Annotated in this window: 22 protein-coding genes and 1 other annotated feature; all 22 genes read left to right on the forward strand. The window is 38.1% G+C overall.

All coding sequences use genetic code 11. From position 1 onward, the window contains the following. Window positions 1-3 precede the first annotated feature (3 nt). The 22 genes from AC6R0T_RS05595 (at window position 4) to AC6R0T_RS05700 (ending at window position 23,500) form a co-directional block, all read left to right on the forward strand. On the forward strand, window positions 4-3,810 hold the full coding sequence (locus AC6R0T_RS05595; RefSeq protein ID WP_303753346.1) for a phage tail spike protein: 3,807 nt from the start codon (window positions 4-6) through the stop codon (window positions 3,808-3,810). 10 nt (window positions 3,811-3,820) lie between these two features. Beyond that, window positions 3,821-4,090 carry a hypothetical protein gene (locus AC6R0T_RS05600; protein ID WP_303753347.1) on the forward strand — a complete coding sequence of 90 codons (270 nt, stop codon included), beginning with the start codon at window positions 3,821-3,823 and terminating at the stop codon, window positions 4,088-4,090. Between the two features lie 15 nt (window positions 4,091-4,105). Then, entirely contained in the window at window positions 4,106-4,267 is a 162-nt protein-coding gene (locus tag AC6R0T_RS05605) for a hypothetical protein (RefSeq protein WP_303753348.1), read from the forward strand. Window positions 4,268-4,332: 65 nt separating this feature from the next. Then, window positions 4,333-4,740, forward strand: a complete 408-nt coding sequence (locus AC6R0T_RS05610) for a hypothetical protein (RefSeq protein ID WP_303753349.1) — start codon at window positions 4,333-4,335, stop codon at window positions 4,738-4,740. A gap of 3 nt (window positions 4,741-4,743) precedes the next feature. Beyond that, a complete protein-coding gene (locus AC6R0T_RS05615; RefSeq protein ID WP_303753350.1) occupies window positions 4,744-4,959 on the forward strand; it encodes a phage holin in 216 nt (71 codons plus the stop codon). 1 nt (window position 4,960) lies between these two features. Further along, window positions 4,961-5,989, forward strand: coding sequence for an N-acetylmuramoyl-L-alanine amidase (locus AC6R0T_RS05620; RefSeq protein WP_303753351.1), 1,029 nt, complete (start codon window positions 4,961-4,963; stop codon window positions 5,987-5,989). Between the two features lie 511 nt (window positions 5,990-6,500). Next, window positions 6,501-7,250, forward strand: a complete 750-nt coding sequence (locus tag AC6R0T_RS05625; protein WP_500559737.1) for a C39 family peptidase — start codon at window positions 6,501-6,503, stop codon at window positions 7,248-7,250. An 87-nt stretch (window positions 7,251-7,337) separates the two neighbouring features. Continuing rightward, window positions 7,338-7,590 (forward strand) — a binding site (T-box leader). Between the two features lie 51 nt (window positions 7,591-7,641). Then, on the forward strand, window positions 7,642-9,006 hold the full coding sequence (trpE, locus tag AC6R0T_RS05630) for an anthranilate synthase component I (protein WP_303753463.1): 1,365 nt from the start codon (window positions 7,642-7,644) through the stop codon (window positions 9,004-9,006). Continuing rightward, on the forward strand, window positions 9,003-9,563 hold the full coding sequence (locus AC6R0T_RS05635) for an anthranilate synthase component II (protein ID WP_303753462.1): 561 nt from the start codon (window positions 9,003-9,005) through the stop codon (window positions 9,561-9,563). Before trpE ends, AC6R0T_RS05635 begins: the two co-directional genes overlap by 4 nt. Beyond that, window positions 9,560-10,570 (forward strand): anthranilate phosphoribosyltransferase, encoded by a 1,011-nt coding sequence (trpD, locus tag AC6R0T_RS05640; protein ID WP_206905628.1) that lies wholly within the window; start codon window positions 9,560-9,562, stop codon window positions 10,568-10,570. Before AC6R0T_RS05635 ends, trpD begins: the two co-directional genes overlap by 4 nt. After that, window positions 10,570-11,325, forward strand: coding sequence for an indole-3-glycerol phosphate synthase TrpC (locus AC6R0T_RS05645; RefSeq protein WP_303753461.1), 756 nt, complete (start codon window positions 10,570-10,572; stop codon window positions 11,323-11,325). Before trpD ends, AC6R0T_RS05645 begins: the two co-directional genes overlap by 1 nt. Further along, window positions 11,322-11,906 (forward strand): phosphoribosylanthranilate isomerase, encoded by a 585-nt coding sequence (locus AC6R0T_RS05650; RefSeq protein ID WP_303753460.1) that lies wholly within the window; start codon window positions 11,322-11,324, stop codon window positions 11,904-11,906. The genes AC6R0T_RS05645 and AC6R0T_RS05650 overlap by 4 nt, the downstream gene beginning before the upstream one ends. Before the next feature lie 20 nt (window positions 11,907-11,926). Beyond that, complete coding sequence (gene trpB / locus AC6R0T_RS05655) at window positions 11,927-13,114, forward strand: tryptophan synthase subunit beta (protein WP_303753459.1); 1,188 nt, start codon at window positions 11,927-11,929, stop codon at window positions 13,112-13,114. Window position 13,115: 1 nt separating this feature from the next. Then, the gene (gene trpA, locus AC6R0T_RS05660) at window positions 13,116-13,880 is read left to right on the forward strand and encodes a tryptophan synthase subunit alpha (protein ID WP_303753458.1); all 765 of its coding nucleotides are present in this window, start codon (window positions 13,116-13,118) and stop codon (window positions 13,878-13,880) included. A gap of 428 nt (window positions 13,881-14,308) precedes the next feature. Next, the gene (gene ilvD, locus AC6R0T_RS05665) at window positions 14,309-15,997 is read left to right on the forward strand and encodes a dihydroxy-acid dehydratase (RefSeq protein WP_303753457.1); all 1,689 of its coding nucleotides are present in this window, start codon (window positions 14,309-14,311) and stop codon (window positions 15,995-15,997) included. 5 nt (window positions 15,998-16,002) lie between these two features. Next, complete coding sequence (ilvB, locus tag AC6R0T_RS05670; protein WP_303753456.1) at window positions 16,003-17,712, forward strand: biosynthetic-type acetolactate synthase large subunit; 1,710 nt, start codon at window positions 16,003-16,005, stop codon at window positions 17,710-17,712. A 1-nt stretch (window position 17,713) separates the two neighbouring features. Beyond that, window positions 17,714-18,190, forward strand: a complete 477-nt coding sequence (gene ilvN / locus AC6R0T_RS05675) for an acetolactate synthase small subunit (RefSeq protein ID WP_206905647.1) — start codon at window positions 17,714-17,716, stop codon at window positions 18,188-18,190. 51 nt (window positions 18,191-18,241) lie between these two features. After that, window positions 18,242-19,237, forward strand: coding sequence for a ketol-acid reductoisomerase (gene ilvC / locus AC6R0T_RS05680; protein ID WP_230708680.1), 996 nt, complete (start codon window positions 18,242-18,244; stop codon window positions 19,235-19,237). Window positions 19,238-19,254: 17 nt separating this feature from the next. Then, the gene (gene ilvA, locus AC6R0T_RS05685) at window positions 19,255-20,511 is read left to right on the forward strand and encodes a threonine ammonia-lyase IlvA (protein ID WP_303753455.1); all 1,257 of its coding nucleotides are present in this window, start codon (window positions 19,255-19,257) and stop codon (window positions 20,509-20,511) included. A gap of 286 nt (window positions 20,512-20,797) precedes the next feature. Then, window positions 20,798-21,067: a 30S ribosomal protein S14 gene (gene rpsN, locus AC6R0T_RS05690; RefSeq protein WP_206905659.1), complete on the forward strand. Its 270-nt coding sequence runs from the start codon at window positions 20,798-20,800 to the stop codon at window positions 21,065-21,067. Window positions 21,068-21,194: 127 nt separating this feature from the next. Further along, on the forward strand, window positions 21,195-22,244 hold the full coding sequence (locus AC6R0T_RS05695; RefSeq protein ID WP_282461292.1) for a hypothetical protein: 1,050 nt from the start codon (window positions 21,195-21,197) through the stop codon (window positions 22,242-22,244). Beyond that, window positions 22,244-23,500 carry a tetratricopeptide repeat protein gene (locus tag AC6R0T_RS05700; RefSeq protein ID WP_303753453.1) on the forward strand — a complete coding sequence of 419 codons (1,257 nt, stop codon included), beginning with the start codon at window positions 22,244-22,246 and terminating at the stop codon, window positions 23,498-23,500. Before AC6R0T_RS05695 ends, AC6R0T_RS05700 begins: the two co-directional genes overlap by 1 nt. Window positions 23,501-23,507 lie beyond the last annotated feature (7 nt).

The following is a 23,507-nucleotide window of genomic DNA, read 5'->3' on the forward strand; positions in this document are numbered from 1 at the left end:
TTCTTGAAAATATATGTAATGACAAAAGCTGATGAGACGGTCGCTATTTTAGATAATTCACTTTCTGGTGCGATGCATTATTTTGACGATGAATTCCACAGATACCTAGAAACAGGTGCAAGTACCTTTGACTTATCGATTGCTAAAAAGCATATGATGTATTCTAATGCTTCAAAAGGCACAGAAGATGATCTGCAATATTTGAAAGAGAATCATTTTTTAGTATTTAGATATAAAGATAGAGATTTTAAATTCACTATTAGACGCGTTGAAGAAACTGAATCTTCATTGCGTCTTTTTTGTGAGGATCTCTCATTTGATCTATTAAATGAATACCGGGGACCCTACAAAGCTGACAAAGCATATCCGATTTCAAAATACGTTAATGATTGTTTGATTGATTCGGGTTATGAAATTGGAATTAATGAGTTCGCTAAAAACGAGCGTACTCTTGAATGGGAAGGCGACCAAACTGTTTTAAAACGATTGTTGTCAATTTGTAATAGCTTTGGTGCTGAAATTGAATTTGAAACGGTGCTGAATAATGATCGTACAGTAAAACAACAGTTAGTGCATCTTAAAAAACGTGTGGGGGTTAATCGACCTGATGTTGAATTGAAATACGGTCGGAATGTTTCAAGCATTCGTCGGAGTGTGGATATCACCGATGTAATCACAGCGATTAAGCCGAGAGGTCACGAAGAAGACGGCAAAGTTACCACCATCAAGAATGTTGAAAAAGAAGTTAAGGATGAGTTCGGCAACGTCAAATTCTATACGAAAAAGGGTTCGGAATATTTGTATGCGCCACAGGCAAATCAAATCTATGGGAATCCCAAGAAGAAAAGCGGCGGGTATATTGTCGGGCAGTTTAGCTATGACACTAAATCAGATATAGAGCTTTTTAATCGTGCGCTAACCGAATTAGAAAAGAAATGTGTACCTGCATACGAATTTGAGATTGAAGGATTTTATGACATCGATATCGGCGACACTATCCGAGCGATTGACGAAGGATATAATCCAATTCTTTTGCTAGAAGCTCGAATTAGTGAACAGACAATCAGTTTTAGTGACCCAACGAAGAACAAGACAGTCTACTCGAATTATCGAATTTTACAAAACAAAGTTAGTCAATCGCTGTTAGATAGAATTGATGAAGTCAAAAAATACGCAGAACAAGTAGCTAAAACGTATATTTTTTCTATTAGCAATGTCGGTTCACCAATGTTTAAAAACGGTGAAGGCGAAGTAATCTTCACAGCCAAGATTGAAAAAAATAATCAAGATATGACTGGTGAATTCACCAATTTTAACTGGATCAAACAGAAAAAAGATGGATCGCTGGATACTGAATGGAATGAAGCGCACAAGAATATTGGCAAAGCGTTAACTGTAAAACCGGAAGACTTTGAAGACACTGCTACATTTAGTTACGAAGCTTTGCAGGATGATTTGATATATGGCGGTGCTTCTGGTGTTGTGACAAAGGTTTATGATGGTGAGAATGGTAAAACACCTATCAAAGGTGTGGATTACTTTGATGGGAAGCCAGGGACTAATGGTCTTTCTGCTTACCTTCATGTTAGATATTCACAAAATGCTAACGGAAATCCTATGACTAGTGACCCTACCAATGCGGTATATCTGGGATTGCTCGTTTCCCAGAACCCAACTGCGTCTACGGTGCCAGCTGACTATGATTGGTCTATGGTGAAAGGACCTCAGGGTATTCCCGGCGAAACAGTAAACGGTAAGACCAGTTATCTGCACATCAAGTATTCTAATGATGGTGGTAAAACATTTACAGGAAATTCAGGAGAAGATGCGGGCTCATATTTAGGGCAGTATGTGGACTTTGAATCAGCAGATAGTACAGATGTTAAAAAGTATGCTTGGTCAAGAATTGAGGGTGAAACTCCTGTTGTTCATAATGCCTATGCTTGGTCTGCAGATGGCACAGATAGATTTACGGATACGTATCCTAATGAGAATCTGTGGGTTATTAAGAATGCTAAGTCAGGTTCCATTCATGGGATAACAGGTGAGCCTGTAGCAGCCAACAATGAAAACAAAGAGATATATAACGACTATATAGAAATCAATGGTATTCCTAAATTGCAGATATACTATGACGCAATAGTTATCGCAGGCAAATATGGTTGGGTGAGCGTTGCGTTTTATGATAGCGAAAAAATATTCATCCGTAGACCGGCATGGCAAGGCGAACCAGTCGATACCGAGCAACGAGTAGCTCATAGCTATACTATTAATGTACCCGCAAAATCAAAATATATGAGGGTATCATTTAGAAGTTATGGCAATGCTACGTTTAAAATTGAAGCTGGTAATCAGCAAACCATATACACAACTGCACCAGCAGATGACTTTGAGAACGCTTATCCAACATACAGTGGAACCTACACAGACTACACTGCGCAAGATAGCCAAAACCCTGCTGATTATGTATGGAGCCGTATTTTAGGTAATGGCGGACAAGATGGTAACGGCATTGCTTCCACGGCAATAACTTACCAAGCGTCAACAAGCGGAACTACAGCGCCAACTGGCACCTGGTCAACTACTATTCCGAGCGTACCAGCAGGCCAATTTTTATGGACTAAAACAGTTACAACTTACACTAATAATACTAATTCAACTGCTTATACAGTCGCAAAAATGGGCTCTGATGGTAAACCTGGTAGTAATGGCGTAAGCGTATCATCTGTTGTTGAGGAGTATTACGTTTCTACATCTCCGACGTCACAAGCGGGTGGTAGCTGGTCAACGACTGTGCCTAACAACGCTGACCCTAACAAGTACATTTGGCGCAGACTTAAAACCACAATGTCTAACGGAACAGTGACCTACACTAACCCAGCGCTAATCCAGGGCATGACAGGTATTTATCCTTATATTGGGCCATCACAGCCAGCCAATCCAAAAGAAGGGCAGCAATGGTGGAAATCTGACGCAAGTGGCAATATCACTGACTTTCTGGTTTACAAGTCAGGTAGCTGGGAAGGGCAGACAATCCAGCAGTCAGTGTTGAATATCATCGAGTTAAATGCTGTTAAAATACTTGGCTCAACTATCACAGGAACAACAATCAATACGTCTATTTTGAATAATAGTGGTACTTATCAAGATAGCGGTGCAACAATTATATATAACAGCACCTATAATGGGAATATAACGTCAGATTGGGCTGTTGAGAATAGCACTCAGAATGGAACATTTATCTTATCGCCACGGAATTTAGCAGCTATCTCTTATACTGATGCAGCGCGCAAAAATCCGGACTGGCATTGGGTCGTTGACAATAATGGTATTGATGTTGGCAATCCCTCTTATTCTGCAATTTATGGCGGAGAAGGTATTACTATTTATAACGCGCAGCTATCTCCCACATATGGCAGAGTTAAACTTGAGTTTCAAGATCTGATGACTTTACCTGAAATTCAACTGACACCAAAAACAGGATTTGCAATTTATGGCACTGATGATTTGAATAGGCCAATAGCCAAACGGCAAGGTCGGGTAGTACAACTTAAAGGGGCGTTTAAAAATACAGCACAACTTGACAGACTAGCCAGTGCAACGATGGGTACGTTGCCAATCGGTTATAGGCCTGCTTCACCGGTTAATACCATCGTTCAAGGTTCTGGAGATGCTATTTATCTTGTGACGGTTCAACCAAATGGAAATATTGATTTTGGGCGATATCGTAGTATGACTGCTGGCTTTATTGCCTGTGGTGCGAATAGCTGGCTAAACGTTGCGTGCGTATATAGTGCTGCTGACATTTAGGAGGGATAATTTGATTTCAATTTATCGGAAAGTCGAAGATGAAGCTATGAATCAGTCTGGAATATATTTTGAACAGGCTTTTATTAAATTTGGGGAACAAATACCCGAAGGATGGACAACTGATTTAGAATCAGTTCAACCTCCTGATAAACCAAGCGAATTAGAACAACTTAAATTAGAGAATGAAAAATTAAAAAATCGTGTTGAAGAAATGGCTGCACAACAATCATTAACAGATGGCGCCATTATGGATTTAGCTTCAATGGTTTTAACAAAATGATAGGAGGATATATTTATGTATTCAGATTTAGAGATGTTATTTGCCACTTATGTTTTAAAAGGTGTTGAAAATGGAGGTCGTTCAATTGAAACAGTTCCAGCAACAATTCGACCAAACGTAGAAAAAATTGTCAAAGAACAACAGTCAAAGCCAAGCGCCGAACAATCGGCAAAATAATTATTAGTGGGACAATCGGTTTTATCGCCGGTTGTCTTTTATTTTGAAGCAAAGAGGGAATGTAGATGGAAGTGTTGGATCAGATTAACGAATTTTTCAGGCAGTATTTTGGCGTTGGCTTGATTGGAGGAATTCTCTTTGCAGGACGGCAGTTTTGGAAACTCTACAAGGAGATTAAAAAGCGTAACGATCAGCTAGACGAATTGCTAAAAGGCCAAACAGAATTAGACACTCGACTGGACACTTTGGAGGTACAAGGCAATCTCCGCCAAGAAGCAAGCCTAGCCAGTCTCCACGACCGAATTTATGCATCGTACGAAGTCATATTAAAACGTGGAGCGGTAACGATGAAAGAACTAAACAACATGAGCCATCTGTGGAAAGCCTACAGTGGGCTCGGAGGAAACGGTACAGGACATGCGATGTATGAACGCATCTGTGCCATGCCTGTAATCGAGAAGGAGGAAGAATAACAAATGCCAAAATTCAAATTAACTGATGAACAATATGCAATGTTGAAATGGGCGGTATCTATTGTGATGCCTGCATTAGGAGTATTTATTGGTGTGGTGGGTAAAACAATCGGTTGGGAGTTAACAGATTCAGTGTTGACAATCTGGACAGCATTTACCGCTTTACTAGGAACTTGTCTAGGAGTGTCTAGTTACCAATATAATAAGGAGGGAAAATAAAATGGCTTTAAAAATTGAAAAACAAATTCGTCAAGGTCTTCCGCAAGTCGGAGTAAAACCTTACGGACAAATCCATGCTCATTCCACTGGTAATCCAAGCTCAACAGCTCAAAATGAAGCAGATTACCACATGAGACGACCTGTCGAAAGTGGCTTTTTTAGTCACGTAGTCGGGAATGGTCGTATTATTCAAACCGCGCCAGTCAACCGCGGTGCTTATGATGTCGGTGGTGGTTGGAATGCTTGGGGATATGCGCAAGTGGAGTTGATTGAGAGTCACAAAACAAAAGCAGAATTCACAAAAGACTACAATCTATATGTAGAACTACTTCGACAATTAGCAAAAGAAGCAAATATTCCGTTAAAAGTTGATGCGGGGAACGTGGGCATTTTGAGTCATGATTATTGCACAAAACATCAACCTAATAATGGTAGCGATCACATTGACCCATATCCGTATTTAGCTAATTGGGGAATTAGTCGTGCGCAATTTAAGAAAGATGTTGAGAACGGATTAGGCAGTTCAAGTGGAAGTTCCTCAACAGGTTCTGGCTTGGCTAAGAATCCTAAACCACTTAATGATGGTAAGGTTGGAGATACTGTCAAAGTTTATGATGCACTATATCGCGATTCTACTGGCGCTGGACGGTCAACGGCTAAACGTGGCCAACAAGGTAAAATTAAGCGAATTGTCTCAAACGGTAAGAAATATTTGATTGAGAATTGGGGATGGGCGCACCCTAATGATATTCAATTGATTAAACGTGCTTCATCTAGCAGTACATCGATTAAATTACCTGCTGGATTTACTGCAGAAAAAGCCACATTTATAAACGGCGACACATCGATTACGACCCGTACTGATAAGCCAAGCTTAAAAGGTAAAGTTGGCAAGCAACTAAAAGCAAAAGAAAAAGTTAGTTACCTTGGGTGGAAAGTAGCGGAAGGATACACATGGATTTACACAACTGATAAACGCTATATTCCTGTACGACCAGTTGGCAAGGCTGCATGGGGAACATTTAAATAGAATTAAAACCCCGATCTCTTAATTGAGGTCGGGCTATTTTTTTTGCAATTTTTTTACTTATATGAACATACGTTTGTTTTTGTAAAGCGAACAGATTGTTAAAAATGAATTTTCAAGGGGCAATAAAGGGGCAAAAAAGGGGCAAAAAGTCCGATATAGTCTAAAAATTATCGGACTGCCTACTGTTGTGTACCCCTAAAAATAGCCTGATTTTATCGGTTTTCGTGTTCAGCTGGATATGGTCAAATGGTGTCAATGTGAAAGATGCTGTGAAATAATTGCAGTGAAAAGACCGCCAGAGCCCTAGGGCTCTGACGGTTTTTTGTTTTGTCAGAAATTGACAGCTAGTAAAAAATTTCAAGATAAGGTGACTTACTAATAAATTTATTGCAACGACTAGTCTTTCTAATTGCTAAATTTAACTCATTTTCTACATTTAAAGCTTTTCTTTAGCTTCCTTTAAGCTTTTGTATTTATACTGTAAGTAGAAAAGAAAGGGGCAAAAATGGCGATGTTAAAAAAGACTTTTATAATATTACTAGTCCTCACGGGAACTATTTTGCTCCAAACAAAGACATTTAAGATAAATGAAAAGGAAAACCAATCCTTTGAAAAAACAGTTAATACACTAAATGAAGAGCAGGGGAAAGTTTCTAACACTTTACTCGATGTGCCGCTTGAAAATCAGTTTGCAGGAGATGTTCCCCTTGAAAATGGTTGTGAAATAACGGCACTTTCGATGTTGCTCCAATTTTATGGTTATAAGACAAATAAAAATGAATTGGCAGAAAAGTTAGCTTATGTGCCAGTTTATGAAGATGAAGAAAATGACATTCACGGTGATCCCCGTAGTGGTTTTGTCGGTAACATTTATGAAGGTTATCTAGCAATGGGGGCTTTTGTAGAGCCAATTGCCAAAGTAGCAAAATCAGTTGTGCAAAGTGACTATCGTGTTGTCAGTTCAAGCAACACTGATTTTTACTCTTTGTTGCAACAAGTAATGAATGGTGTACCTGTTTGGATTGTAACTACTGTCGATTTTGTTATCCCAACAGAAAGTGATTTTATGCTGTGGCAAACAAATAATGGCAGTGTTTCAGTAACAGCACTATGTCATGCAGTGGTAATTACTGGTGTTAAAGATAGCGATATTTACGTTAACGATCCTTACGGCCAAAAAGAAGTAGTTAATTTGGATGTTTTAAAAAGTATTTATGAAAAAATGGGTTCGCAATCACTTTATTTAGCTAAAAAAGGATAAATAAAGTGCTATTTTAAATAAAAACTCAAAAGAATATTCTGAAAATTCTTGACTTATTTTACTTGTTTCTGTATGATTGGCTTTAAATATTAAGCGAACAAAAGAGGAGTAACAAATTTTCAGGCTTTTCAGAGAACTGGCGGCAGGTGCGAGTCAGTAAGTCAAAATTTGTGAATGGACTTTTGCGCTGATAACTTGAACATCAGTAGGGTTATCCGGAAAACTCCCGTTATCTAAAGGAAGGTTGTTGTTTGACGACTGAATAAGAGGTTTATTTAGGTTACTTAAATTGCTTGGAATAAACAAAATGAGGTGGCACCGTGAGCTATTCGCCCTCAAGTCTGCATTAGCAGGCTTGGGGGCTTTTTTGTTTTTTAAATGGAGGGATGGTATGAAAATTATACAAAGGATGAATGGTGACTTTTTAACACCAGTTTCATTATATTTACGCTTAAAATCCAAAGAAAAATTTTTATTGGAAAGTTTGCTTCAAAATCATCAACAGGAGTGCTATTCGATGATTGCACTTGATCCAATTGATAAGTTGTCCTATCAAAATGGAATCCTCCAAACGCAAAATAACTGTTACCCAGTGACAGATCCTTTAAAAGAATTAGAAAAATATGTCGTGAAAAATTGTGATATTTTACCCCAATTGCCCTTTCAAGGAGGGGCAATTGGTTATGTTGGCTATGATATCGCGGCTTGCTATGAAAATATCGGTAGCATACCTCCTGATGAAATGGAATTGCCAGATTTACATCTTTATCTTTTTGAAACATATGTGATCTATGAGCACGTTAAAAAGCAGGTCACTATCATCTGTAGCAACGCCTACAGCAATTGTGATAAAACAACATTGCAAAGGCGTTGTCAGCAGTTAGTAGAAGAAATAAAAGTAATGGCAGAAGATGAAATGACACCTATGAGGGCATTAAAGCTAAAAGCTGAGCCCTCTGTTTGTCAAAAAGAGTTTGAAACAATTGTTAAAAATGCCAAGAAATTAATTGCCGCCGGAGATATGTTTCAAGTTGTTTTATCCCAAAGATTAACAGCTGAATTAACAGTCACGCCATTTGCCTATTATCGTCAGTTAAGAAAATCAAATCCATCGCCATATATGTATTATTTGGATTTTAAAGATTACCAAATTATCGGTGCATCACCAGAAATTTTAGTCAGTGTAAAAGATCAAAAAATAGTAACGAATCCAATTGCAGGTACGAGACCGCGGGGGAAAAGTGAATTAGAAGATAAGCTTTTTGCTAAAGAGTTACTGGCTGATGAAAAAGAACGAGCAGAACACATGATGTTAATTGATTTAGCCCGAAATGATTTGAATAAGGTATCAAAATTAGGATCAGTTGCTGTAACGCAGCTGATGACAATTGAAAAATATCGCTTTGTGATGCACATCTGTTCTGTTGTGGAAGGAAAAATAAAAAAAGAGCTAACGCCTATGGACGCCTTAAAAGCCATATTACCAGTGGGAACAGTTTCTGGTGCGCCAAAGATTCGCACAATGCAGCGAATCTATCAATTTGAAAAAGTGAAAAGAGGTGTCTATGCTGGCGCGGTTGGCTATTACTCCTTGAATAATGAAGCGGATTTTGCAATTGCAATTCGAACAGCAGTTGTCAAAAATCAAATCATTTATTTACAAGCCGGTGCCGGTGTTGTCTACGACTCGAACCCTACAAAAGAATATTTCGAGACACTACATAAAGCTCAAGGGCTTTTGGAGGTGGGATTATGATTTTGTTGGTAGATAATTATGACTCTTTTACTTATAATTTAGCGCAGCTTTTTCCTGGTAGAAAATTAACAATTTTAAGAAATGATGATCCAGATTTGTACGAGGTTGCAAATGTTGCAGAGGCGATTGTATTCTCACCAGGACCAGGTGTCCCCAGTGAAGCTGGTGAGATGGAAAACTTGATTCGAAATTTTTATCAGACAAAGCCAATGCTGGGAATTTGTTTGGGACATCAGGCAATCGGAGAAGTTTTTGGTGGGCAGATCATTCAATCCCCTGCGGTTTTACACGGGAAAGTGTCCAAGCTTTATCACAAGGGATGTGGTCTTTTTGCAGGATTGCCTGAAAGATTTGAAGTTATGCGCTACCATTCATTACTTTTAAACAGTTTGCCTTTAAAACTTGAGGTTCACGGTTGTAGTGATGGCTTAATTATGGCGATTAAACATCGAGACTATCCAATTTTTGGCTTGCAGTTTCATCCGGAATCTATCGGCAGCCAATTTGGGCAAGAATTGATAAAAAACTTTATTACAGTTTTGGAGGAAGTAAAATGAAGCAGCTTTTTGAAAAATTATATCAACAAAAAAATTTAGCTGAAGGTGAGATGAAACAAGTAGCACAAGCCATGTTTAGTGGTCAGCTAAGGGAAAGTCAAATCAGTGCCTTTTTAATTGCGCTAAAACTAAAAGGTGTAACCTCTTATGAGATGGCCGCATTGGCTCAAGTGTTGCAACAAGCAGCGTTAAAAATTGACAATACTCCTGTGACGGCAATGGATAATTGCGGTACAGGAGGTGATAACTTACAGACTTTTAATATTAGTACAACGGCAGCCTTTGTTTTGGCAGCAGGCGGTATTCCCATGGCAAAGCACGGTAACCGTAGTATTTCGAGTCGCTCTGGTAGTGCCGATGTTTTAGAAGCGTTAGGAGTGAAGCTTGCTTTGTCAAAACAAGCGCTAAGTTATTTGCTAAATGAAATTGGTATTGCCTTTCTTTTTGCACCAGCGATGCATAAAAATATGTGTTATGTCAGTAAAATACGGCAAGAATTGGCGACACCGACGATATTAAATTTAATTGGTCCGCTTACAAATCCCGTTACATTACAAACCCAATTAATGGGGACATGTGCGGGTGATTTAATCAAAGAAACTTGTGAAACATTAATGCACTTAGGTCGTAAAAGAGCGATTGTCCTTCATGGTTTTGGCGGGATGGATGAAGCAAATTTAAGCGGGGATACCCAATATGCGCTTTTTGATGGTGAGAATGTAACGCAACACGTTGTTAGTTCAAAAGAATTGGGATTACCAACTTATGAAATAGCAGCAATTTCAGGAGGAGATGCCAAAGAAAATAGCGAAATTCTTTTAAGCGTCTTGCAAAACAAAACTTCCCCCTATCTAGATACAGTAATTTTAAATGCTGCTTTTGGTTTTTATGCTAATGGTAAAGTTTTAAGTCTCACAAAAGGCATTGAATATGCACGAAGTATTATTGCATCAGGAGCCGCTTATGACAAATTGCAACAGTTAATTAAATTACAGGAGGTAGCCTGATGGATTTTTTAGCCAATATTTTAGCACAAAAAGAAATTGAAGTTGCAAAAATGCAGGTAGAACCGATCATCTTACGCCAAGACTTAGTCAGCTTTATAAAAATTGTGAAAGAAAATCCCCAGAGAATGCATGTGATTGGTGAGATTAAGCGAGCATCGCCATCAAAAGGTGATATTAATTTAACAGCTGATATCTTAGTACAAGCAAAAACTTATGAGTTAGCGAAAGTTAGCGCCATTTCTGTTTTAACAGATCCAATTTTTTTTAAAGGTAGTGTCACTGATCTAAAAAAAATAGCAAAAACAGTTCAAGTACCGATTCTTTGTAAAGACTTCATCATTTCCAAAAAACAAATCAATCGTGCTTATAATGCGGGGGCTAGCTTGGTCTTACTAATCGTAGCAGCATTATCACAAGTTAATCTAAAAGAATTATTTGACTATGCTAAATCACTCCAATTAGAAGTACTGGTAGAATGTCACAATGCTGGTGAAATCACACGAGCAAAAGCCCTTGGTGCTGACTTAATTGGTGTCAACAATCGTAATTTAACGACATTTGAAGTTAGTATAGATGTTAGCATTGCTTGTGATATAGCAGATGAAGGTATTTATATTAGCGAATCAGGTTTTAAAACGCAAGCAAATGTCAATTTAATCAAGGATAAATTTCATGGTGTTTTAGTTGGCGAGACATTAATGCGCAGTAGTAATCCTAGTGAGAAAATACAAGAATTGCAGGTGAGCTGTCAATGACGAAGGTGAAAATTTGCGGCATTACCGATAAAGAAACGTTACTAAAAATATGTCAATTAAAAGTAGACTACGTTGGTTTTGTTTTTGCCAAAAGTCCCCGCCAAATAACGCCAGAAAAAGCAGCCGCAATAAGCGAAGTGGTACCTAAAACGATAAAAAAAGTCGGTGTATTTGTTTCACCAACAATAGCTGAGGTAATACAAATTGCTACTACCGCAAAATTAGATGTTATTCAAATTCACGGCAAAGTGCCGAAAGGTTCATTACCACTACCTGTCATTATTGCCCAAAGCCCTGACAAAAAAGATTTTAATTGTTGTGCTAATTACTTACTTTTGGATGCTCCAGCTGGAAAATATGCCGGTGGTAATGGTACTATTTTTGATTGGAAAAAAATTGAGGTAGCAAAAATCGACAAAACAAACTTATTTATAGCAGGTGGTTTAAACAGTCAAAATGTAACAGCGGCCATTGCATATTTTTCACCATTTGCTGTCGATGTTTCAAGTGGCGTTGAAACTGGAGGAAAAAAAGATTTAGCAAAAATTACTGCATTTATTCAAAAAGTTAAAACTAATTAAAATTTTTTAGGAGGAATTATATGTATAAAATGCCAAATGAAAAGGGTTTTTATGGTTCTTTCGGGGGACAGTTTGTCCCGGAAACATTGATGTATGCTGTTAAAGAACTGACTAAAACCTATGAAGCATCAAAAAAAGACGAAGCCTTTCAAGCAGAGCTAAGCTATTATTTAAAAGATTATGTTGGACGTAAAACGCCTTTGTTTTTTGCCGAACGTTTAACAAATTATTGTGGCGGTGGCAAAATTTATTTAAAAAGAGAAGATTTAAATCATACGGGTGCTCATAAGATCAATAACGCTTTAGGCCAAGTTTTGCTAGCGAAAAAAATGGGCAAAACTAAAATAGTTGCTGAAACGGGTGCTGGTCAACATGGGGTAGCAACGGCGACAGCAGCAGCGCTATTTGGAATGGAATGCATTATTTTTATGGGAGAAGTAGATGTTAGCCGCCAAGAATTGAATGTTTTTCGGATGGAGCTTTTGGGGGCAAAAGTTGTTAGTGTAACTTCTGGAAGTAAAACCTTAAAAGATGCGGTGAATGAGGCATTACGCTATTGGGTTGCGCAGGTGGAAGATACGCATTACGTGATGGGATCAGTTTTAGGTCCCCATCCGTTTCCTGAAATTGTACGGGACTATCAAAGTGTTATTGGTCAAGAAGCCCGGGAACAATATTTTGCAAAAGAAAAAAAACTACCAGAAATTGCCCTTGCCTGTGTTGGTGGTGGCAGCAATGCTATGGGGCTGTTTTATCCATTTATAAATGATGAATCGGTAAAATTAATTGGGGTAGAAGCCTCGGGTAAAGGACTTGATACCTCACAGCACGCAGCTTCAATAACTAAAGGGGCAGTTGGTGTTTTACATGGTAGCAAAATGTTCTTATTACAAGATGCGGATGGTCAAGTCGAAGAAGCTTTTTCTATTTCTGCTGGACTAGATTATCCGGGGATTGGACCAGAACATTCTTATCTACATGAAATAAAGAGAGCTGAATATGTAAGTGTAACAGATGAGGAGGCAGTAGCTGCTTTTCACTTGCTTTCCAAGTTAGAAGGGATTATTCCTGCTTTGGAAAGTTCCCATGCTATTGCGTATGCTCTAAAACTTGCTCCAAATTTAGCTAAAGATGAAGGAATGGTAATTTGTTTATCTGGTCGTGGCGATAAAGATGTAGCCCAAATCAAAGAAAGAGAGGGAAAATAAGATGAAATCACTAACAGTTTTTTTACAAAAGAAAAGAGAAACCGGAAAAACATTGTTTGTTCCCTATCTCATGGCCGGTGCCAACGGATTAGAAAATTTAGCCCAAGAAATTCATATGTTAGCCGAGTGTGGTGCAGATGCAATTGAAATTGGTATTCCTTTTTCTGACCCAGTTGCAGATGGTCCGACAATTCAAAAAGCGGGCCTAAAAGCATTACAAAAAAAAGTAACACTGGCAAAAATTATCGCTGCCTTAAAAGAGATACACGCACCAGTGCCTTTAATCATGATGGGCTATACAAATTCTTTTTTTCGTTATGGTCTTGAAAAGTTCGTTGAAGATATCGCGCAAACGGATGTAAAAGGAATGATCATTCCCGATTTACCCTTTGAACATCGTGATTTAGTCAAACCAGTATTGGATGAAGATGATATTGCATTATTACAATTGATTTCTTTGACTAGTTCAAAAAAACGTATCACCGAACTTTTAAGTGTAGCAGAAGGCTTTGTCTATGCTGTAACACTTAACGGCATCACAGGAAGTAAGAATGATTATGAAAAAAAATTAGACGACCACTTGGCCTATATCACCAAGCAAAGCAGTATCCCGGTTTTGGCTGGTTTTGGTATTAGTCAAAAAGAACATGTGACACGTTTTAAAGCCAATTGCGATGGCGTTGTCATTGGCAGTAAAATCGTTTCGACTTTGGAAAATGAAGGAATAGCAGCAACCAGGAAAATGATTTCTCAAATTATGCAATAATGAACCCTAACATTCGTTATGAATGACAAAATATTAGAGTTGAGATAGCATAATTAATAAGTAGTGTTAGAATAATCAGTTTATCGCAAATTTTTTGGGAAAAACAGCAAACAATTTTCTGAACAATAAAGAAAGAAAATAAAAAAAATTCTGAAAATTCATTGACTTTACTTAGTGAACACGATATATTTAACAAAATTAATTGAAAATAAGCCTTTTTAAGAATAGGAGAATCCTGTATGTGCAAATTCGACTTGAATCATGAAATCGTCATTTTAATTATCAAGTCCTGGACTTAGAACACGGAAGATGAGTAAAAATCCGGTTGTTTGAGTCCTATTTGCGCTAGCGAGAGGGATTCTTACTAAAGCATCCCAAAACATTGGGATGCTTTTTTTCTTAAATCGATAAAAATGGGAGCTGATGAAATGAGAAGTGATCAAATAAAAAAAGGAATCGATGCGGCGCCAGCTCGCAGTTTATTGTATGCAACTGGACAAGTTAAAAATATTCAAGATATGAATAAACCTTTTATTGCCATCTGCAATTCTTATATCGATATTGTTCCCGGTCACGTTCATTTAAGAGAGCTTGCTGAAGTAGCTAAAGAAGCGATTCGCGAAGCTGGTGGCATTCCTTTTGAGTTTAATACAATTGGTGTTGATGATGGGATTGCGATGGGACATATTGGGATGCGCTATTCATTGCCTAGTCGTGAACTAATTGCTGATGCAGCTGAAACGGTGATAAACGCGCACTGGTTTGACGGTGTTTTTTATATGCCGAATTGCGACAAGATTACACCGGGAATGATCATGGCTTCAGTTAGAACTGATGTCCCTTCAATTTTTTGTTCTGGCGGTCCCATGAAAGCAGGAATTGATCCCAAAGGACACAAAGCGACGTTATCTTCAATGTTTGAAGCTGTTGGTGCTTACAAGGAAGGTCAGATGTCAGAAGCTGATTTTAATTTTTTAGAACAAAATGCCTGCCCGACTTGTGGTTCTTGTGCTGGAATGTTTACCGCCAATTCTATGAACTGTTTGTTAGAGATTTTAGGATTAGCATTACCAGGTAATGGGACGATTTTAGCCGTTTCCAAAGAACGAAAAGAATTAGTCCGAAAATCGGCTCATCATTTAATGGATCTTGTGAAAAAACAAATAAAGCCTCGTGAAATTGTAACAAAAGAAGCAATCGATGATGCTTTTGCTTTGGATATGGCGATGGGCGGTTCAACCAATACGGTGTTACATACCTTAGCGATCGCCAATGAAGCACAAATTAATTACAATTTGGAAGAAGTTAATGCAATTGCTAAACGTGTTCCTTATTTAGCTAAAATTGCCCCATCCTCTGCTTATTCAATGCATGATATCCACAAAGCAGGTGGTGTTTCTGCCATCATTAATGAATTAGTTCACATTGAAGGAGCGATTCATTCCGATCGGATTACAGTGACGGGTAAAACAATTCGAGAAAATGTGGCCCATGCTACAATTCAAAATGAAGCGGTTATTCATCCAAAAGAAAATCCTTATAGTCCAGTGGGTGGACTATCAATTTTATATGGCAATATCGCACCAGAAGGTAGTGTCATTAAAGTTGGTGGGGTAGATCCTAGTGTTAAAGTCTTCACAGGAAAAGCAATTTGTTTTAATTCTCACGATGAAGCAGTTAATGCAATTGACAATCATATTGTTCAAAAAGGTCATGTGGTCGTAATTCGTTATGAAGGGCCAAAAGGCGGACCAGGAATGCCTGAAATGCTGGCCCCAACATCTAGCATTGTTGGACGTGGTTTAGGCAAAGACGTGGCGTTAATTACAGATGGACGTTTTTCTGGGGCAACAAGAGGAATTGCAGTTGGTCATATTTCCCCTGAAGCTGCTAGTGGTGGGCCCATAGCGCTCATTTGTGATGGTGATGAAATCACAATTGACTTAGTAAAACGAACCATTAACGTAGCTTTATCCCAAGAAGAAATGACTTTTCGTGCAGAAGGGTTACCGCAATTTAAACGTAAAGTCAAAAAGGGTTGGTTAGCCCGCTATTCAGCTTTAGTTACCTCGGCTCATACCGGTGGGATCATGAAATTACCAGAAGAAATGGAGTGATATAAATGGCAAGTACGCAAAAAAATGCAAGCGTCGCAGAACAATTTTCAGGTGCAAAATTATTATTAGACTGTCTAGCAAAACAAGACGTTGAAATTATTTTTGGGTATCCCGGCGGCTCGGTCTTGCCATTATATGACGCGCTTTACCACGAAGATATTCCCAATATTTTAACCAGACACGAACAAGGAGCTGTTCATGCCGCACAAGGATATGCTAAGTCAACCGGAAAACCGGGGGTTGTTGTTGTTACGAGCGGTCCGGGAGCAACAAATGTTGTAACAGGGATTGCTGATGCGATGAGTGATTCAGTCCCCTTAGTTGTTATTACCGGGCAAGTGGTGACGCAAGGAATTGGTAAAGATGCTTTTCAAGAAGCTGATATTTTAGGTATCACGCTACCGATTACAAAAAATAATTATCAAGTCCGTAATATCAATGATTTACCCCAAATTTTAAACGAAGCGTTTCATATTGCCACTACAGGTCGTAAAGGTCCAGTAGTAGTTGATTTGCCTAAAGATATGACAGTTTGTCAAACTGATGCGCAACCAGCAAATGAAGTTCACCTAGAAAGCTATCATCCCAATACGCAGCCTTCTGCACTGCAGATAAATCGGTTGATGGAAAAATTAGCAGAAGCAAAACGACCTGTAGTTTTAGCTGGTGGAGGAGTTGTGGCCGCAAATGCAGCAATGGAACTTACGCGTTTTGTTGAAAAATATCAGATTCCCACAATTTCAAGTTTGCTGGGTTTGGGCGTTCTTAAAAGCGATCATGAATTATTCTTAGGCATGGCAGGTATGCACGGATCTTATGCAGCTAATATGGCGTTAGTGGACTGTGATTTATTGATTAACTTTGGTTGTCGTTTTTCAGACCGTTTGGCAACTTCTCCAAAAGATTTTGCCCAAAACGCAACAGTAGCTCACGTTGATATTGATCCTGCAGAAATTGGGAAAATCATTCCAACTGCGATTCCCATCGTAGCAGACGTAAAAAAAGCTCTTTTGAGTATGTTGAATAAAGAAATTAAAGTCCAAGATACTAGAAAATGGCAATCTTTATGCCTGCAGCGTCATCAAGAAAAACCATTTACTTACGATCGTGATAGCACTACAGAAATTAAACCACAAAAAGTAATTGAACTTGTGGGAAAATTGACGAAAGGTAATGCTTACGTGGTAACTGATGTTGGCCAACATCAAATGTGGGTTGCGCAGTATTATCCTTTCAAATTTGCCAATCAATTGGTTACAAGCGGTGGATTAGGGACTATGGGTTATGGTATTCCCGCTGGTATTGGTGCTAAATTTGGAAATCCCGATAGTCAAATTGTTGTTTTTGTGGGGGATGGCGGTTTCCAAATGACCAATCAAGAGTTCGCTATTTTAAATGAACACCAATTAGATATTAAATTTATTTTGCTAAATAATAATTCTTTGGGAATGGTACGACAATGGCAGGAAGTTTTCTATGAGAATCGTCGTTCCCAATCAGTTTTTGCAAGCTCACCAGACTTTGTCATGTTAGCAAAAGCTTACGGCATAAATGGCGTCAAAATTGAAAATCCAGCAACGATGGAAGCTGATTTTACTAAGGCATTTAACAAGCCAGGACCAGGCTTAATTGAAGTTGTTATTTCCCCCACCGAACATGTCTTACCGATGATTCCTCCGGGAAAAGCCAATGATCAAATGATAGGGGTGGACTAAAATGAAACGGATGATTACTGCGATGGTCTACAATCACGTTGGCGTTTTAAGTCGGATTAGTAGTGTTTTGTATCGCCGACAAGTGAATATTGAAAGTATTTCCGTTGGAGAAACTGAAGATAAAGAAATTTCTCGCATGACCTTTGTTATTAATGTTGCGACCTTAGCTGAAGTTGAACAAGTCACCAAACAGCTCAATAAACAAATTGCGGTCGTAAAAGTTTCTGATATTACCGATGAGCCACACCTTGAGCGGGAATTGGCACTGGTCAAGGTGAATGCGCCAGCTGCTACGAGAACAGAGATTAAAACAATGATCGAACCCTTTCGAGCAGACATTGTCGACGTGGGTATCAAAACTATTGCCGTTCAAATTGCCGGCTCATCTGAAAAAGTTGATGCGTGTATTGATATTTTAAGACCATACGGAATTAAAGAAATGGCACGTACAGGCATTACTGGCTTTACTAGAGGTTAATCGCAAAAAATTGCTGTTAATATAATTTTGAATATTTGGAGGGACTTTAATATGGTAAAAGTTTATTACGAAAATAGTGTAGAACAAGATGCATTGCAAGACAAAACGATTACAATTGTAGGTTATGGTTCACAAGGACATGCTCATGCGCAAAATCTGCGAGATACAGGACACAACGTTATTATTGGTATTCGTGAAGGCAAATCAGCTGACGCAGCCCGTGAAGACGGTTTTACCGTTAAGTCAGTAGCCCAAGCAACAAAAGAAAGTGACGTTGTAATGATTTTGGCACCAGATGAAATTCAAGGTGAACTTTACGACAATGAAATCGCCCCGAACCTTGCTGCTGGTAATGCATTAGCTTTTGCCCATGGATTTAATATCCATTTTGATGTTATCACACCTCCGGCAGATGTTGATGTTTTCTTAGTTGCACCAAAAGGACCAGGACACTTGGTTCGCCGTACTTTCACAGAAGGATTTGCTGTCCCAGCGTTGTTTGCAGTGTATCAAGATGCTAGTGGAAAAGCACAAGATATTGCGCTATCTTATGCAAAAGGAATCGGAGCCACCCGCGTTGGTGTATTGGAAACAACTTTCAAAGAAGAAACTGAAACAGATCTATTTGGTGAACAGGCTGTTTTATGTGGCGGTCTAACTTCAATGATCGAAGCAGGTTTTGAAACCTTAGTCGAAGCTGGATACCAACCAGAACTTGCCTATTTTGAAGTATGTCATGAAATGAAATTAATCATCGATTTGATTTATGAAGGTGGTTTTTCTAAGATGCGTCATTCTATTTCAAATACAGCTGAATATGGGGACTATGTTTCTGGACCACGTGTGATCACAGCCGAAACAAAAAAACATATGAAAGAAGTTTTAACTGATATTCAAAACGGTAACTTTGCCAAAGGTTTTATTGATGATAATAAAGCTGGTTTTCCTGAGTTTAAGCAAATGCGAAAAGAAAACGCCGGACATCAAATTGAACAAGTTGGTAATGAACTACGAAAAATGATGCCTTTTGTAACGAAAAAAGATTAGTTTTGGAGGTGAGCACCTTGGATTTGACGACGGATGTACAAATCAAAAGGGCATACAAAGTATTAAAAGAGGCAGTTAGCCATACGCCATTACAATACGATCGCTACTTATCTGAAAAGTATGAGGCAACGATTTTATTAAAGCGGGAAGATTTGCAAAAAGTTCGTTCCTTCAAGTTAAGAGGTGCTTATTATGCCATAAAAAAACTACCCCATGAACAATTAGTTAATGGGGTAGTTTGTGCTAGTGCTGGTAATCATGCCCAAGGAGTTGCTTATACTAGTCACGAAATGAATATTTCTGCTGTTATCTTTATGCCCACAACGACACCACACCAAAAAATTGCACAGGTAGAATTTTTTGGTGGCAAGAAAGTTTCAATCAGATTAGTTGGCGATACTTTTGATGCTTCAGCAAAAGCGGCAAAAGAATTCGCAGTAAAACAAAAAATGGCATTTATTGATCCTTTTAATGATCCAGATATTATTGCTGGACAAGGTACACTAGCGCTTGAAATGATGACCGATGCCCAAAAAGAAGGATTTAAGCCTGATTATATTTTAGCTGCCATTGGTGGCGGCGGGTTAATCAGCGGGATTGCCTCTTATGTAAAAAATACGAGTCCAGCAACAAAAATTATTGGAGTTGAGCCAAAAGGAGCACCTTCTATGCAGGCAGCTTTTGATCATGGTGGTCCAGTTTCATTAAATGAAATTGACAAGTTTGTTGACGGCGCTGCGGTTAAAGAAGTGGGGTTATTAACGTATTTTCATGCCAAAGCTTACCTAGACGCGTTAGCAGTGGTAGATGAAGGTTTAGTTTGTTCGACTATTTTAGAATTATATACCAAGCAAGCGATTGTGGCCGAGCCGGCTGGTGCTGTGAGTGTGGCAGCATTAGAAGTTTTAAAAGATGAAATTAAAGGAAAAACCATCATTTGCGTTATCAGTGGTGGGAATAATGATATTAGTCGCATGGCAGAAATTGAGGAACGTTCTCTTGTTTATGAAGGCTTGCAGCATTATTTTGTGGTGAATTTTCCACAACGTCCTGGTGCTTTAAAGGAATTTGTGAGTGAAGTTTTAGGTCCAAAGGATGATATTACGCGTTTTGAATATACAAAAAAAATTAATCGGGGGACAGGTCCAGTCGTGTTAGGTGTCCTGCTTAAAGAAACCGCTGATTTAACGGCGTTATTAACGCGCTTGGAGCAATTTGATCCAACATATATTAACTTACAAGCAGAACCTTCGCTTTACTCATTATTAGTTTAATTAAGTTTTAAAAATAAAGGAAATAGCAGGCAATCGTTACATTTAATTAAATAGAAATATATCTATTATTTTATGACTATAAAAAATAGCTTTAGCTAAAACTACTAAAAGCAAAAGGTAGAGTAGGGTTAGTTGAAGCTTTTTTTGACATGTAGAATGTATTTGATCCTTCTAAGCTAAGTTATTTGCGGCAAAAGGAAAAACGTGCTATATTAACAAAGCGTAAATATTACGTTTTAAATGCTCAAATAATTGTCTGCTGGCTAAAAAAAGAAAGGACAGCAAAATGGCAAAAAAATCAAAAATTGCAAAATCAAAAAAACAAGAAGCGATGATTGCGCGTTATGCGGCGATTCGCTATGAATTAAAACAAGCCCACGATTATGAAGCGTTGGCGAAATTACCCAAAGATTCTAATCCTAACCGCTTGAAAAATCGTGACCGGATTGACGGACGTCCAAGAGGTTATATGCGCAAGTTTGGCATGTCACGGGTGAAATTCAGAGAATTGGCCCATGAAGGCAAAATTCCTGGTGTAAAAAAAGCAAGTTGGTAATTTAATTGGTCGTAGGAAACTTCTCATTAAAAGTGGGAAGTTTTTTTCTTTTTTTTGAAGGAGAAAATGATGGCGAAATCTTTTGGTTCTCTGCCTTTTAATGATAAACTTATACTAGGAGGAGCTTATGGAGAAGAGCTATCAAAAAGACCAATTAACCACACAGATATTTTATGGCGAAACATTAAATAAAAGTATCAATCCTGCTGCTAGCGATAATTTACACGTGATTATTTTAACAAATCAGAAATATTATGATCGTTCTTTTGAAAAAGTCAGTCAGCTTTTCAAAAATGCCTATGACATTGACTGGTATGTTTGTCGCAATCAAACATATTGTAATAATTTAGAAGAACTAATGAATTTACTCCACTTTTTAGAACGATTTCCGTCAAATCGCAATTATCTATTTTGTGGTTATGGAAATGAAGGTGTTATGCAGTTAACTGGCTTTTTAGCACAGACCACGGTTTTGCCCGGGCATTACTGGTGTCTCCCGGTTTCGGTTCGTTCTTTAGCCAAAGCCTTAATCACAGAACAAGCCGTAATGAAACAAAATAGCCAAGTGTTACTGCAGGTTAAAAATTTGCCACAGGCAGTATATTTTGATCAAACTTTGACAGAAGCACAAACAGAGGGAAAATTAGTTGATCTACTAGTTTTCATACGAATAGGTCTAGTTTGTGACTACGATTTCTTGCAAAATTTATATCAGAATTTTCCTAATCAACAACTAGTATATCGCCGTTCTTTTGCTGCATTAATAACAGAGTTGATTGATTATTATGCTGAATCAGCTGAAATTGAAACCTTCGGGCAGTTATTTGAAGCGGCTTTTTACCAAACCGAAAATGGGCATTTGCTATCTTCTAATATGAAACGTTTATTTGGAATTTTATTCCATTTATTCTGGAGCGATGCCAATGACAAACTGCACTTTAATTTGAAAAATTTTTTAATTTGGTTTCAACGACTAGGCTATCCTATTTATTTACCAAAACAGATTTCTTTAACCGATTACCAGTTGCAAGTTTTAGCTCAAGCGCAAAAAGAGGCACCAATTTTCGTGTTAGCAAAAATCGGCAAAGTTGGTAAGAAAACAAAGGTTACCGTTCAATCATTGCAACAAGCAATTGAAAAATATCAAGCTATCATAAAGGAGATTCGTGAAAGTTAATGGAAAAATCATATAGTGAACAAATGCTAGAAGCCTTAGAAAATGAAGATTTGGTGAGTGCTAATTTAGCATTTAATCAAGCGTTAGCTAAAGATGGTGATAGTCAATTACACGAATTGGCACAATATTTGTTACAGATTGGTTTTTTAGAAGAATCGGAACAGACTTTTTTACATCTATTGGAGAAATATCCTAATAATGAAGAATTATATTTAGGCTTAGCTGAAGTGGCCATTGAAAATGATAATAGTGATCAAGCGTTGAATTTCATTGAAAAAGTTCCCAAAAATAGTGATTATTATGTACAAGCACTACTATTAGCTGCGGATCTTTATCAAATGATTGGTATTCCAGAAGTTAGTGAAGCAAAATTGACTGAAGCTGCAAAAATTTTGCCAGACGAACCTTTAATTCAATTTGCTTTAGCGGAGTTATTTTTCACAACCGAGCGTTTTGGTGAGGCTGCGACGATTTACCAAATTTTATTAAATTCCAATATAACAGAAATGGCAGATATCTTATTAGAGGAACGCTTAGGCACGGCGTTAAGCATGGAGGGCCAATTTGAAGAGGCTGTACTTCATTTGCGTCGCGCACTCGAAACGCAAGTAACCGATGATCGCCTTTTTCAAATTGCTTTTGTGTACCGTCAATTAAAAGAAAATGAACAAGTTATTCAATATCTTGAGCAATTACGCAGTTTAAACCCACAATATCAATCCTTGTATTTGTATTTAGCAGAAGCAATGCAAGATGAAGAGCAGTTAGAAGAAGCCCAAGAAGTAATTGAAGCGGGGATTAAAGAAAATCCTTTTAATGTTGATTTTTATCAATTTGCCTCTGAGAATGTTTACCGACTTCACGATGATAAAAAAGCTGAAGAATATTTGCAAAAAGCATTGGAAACCGGTGATAAATTAGACCAAACACTATTTATGTTGAGTAATCTATACTTAAAACAAGAAGAATACGAAGCGGTTATTACGACGATTGACCAAATGGAAAATCCCGATGACGCCTATGCCCAGTGGAATTTGGCTCAGGCCTATAATCAATTAGAAGACTTTAGCCAAGCAGCAATTCATTACGAAAAAGCTAATATTGAATTGCATCACGAACCAGAATTTATGAAAGAATATGGGATTTTCTTACGAGAAGAAGGTCAGATTCAAGCTGCAAAAGAATTATTGGAACACTATCTGGCTCATGAGCCTGGTGATTTAGAAGTACAGTCGATTTTGGAGGCTTTATCATAAAGAAAAG

This window comes from Enterococcus sp. S86.2 (genome assembly GCF_059834485.2).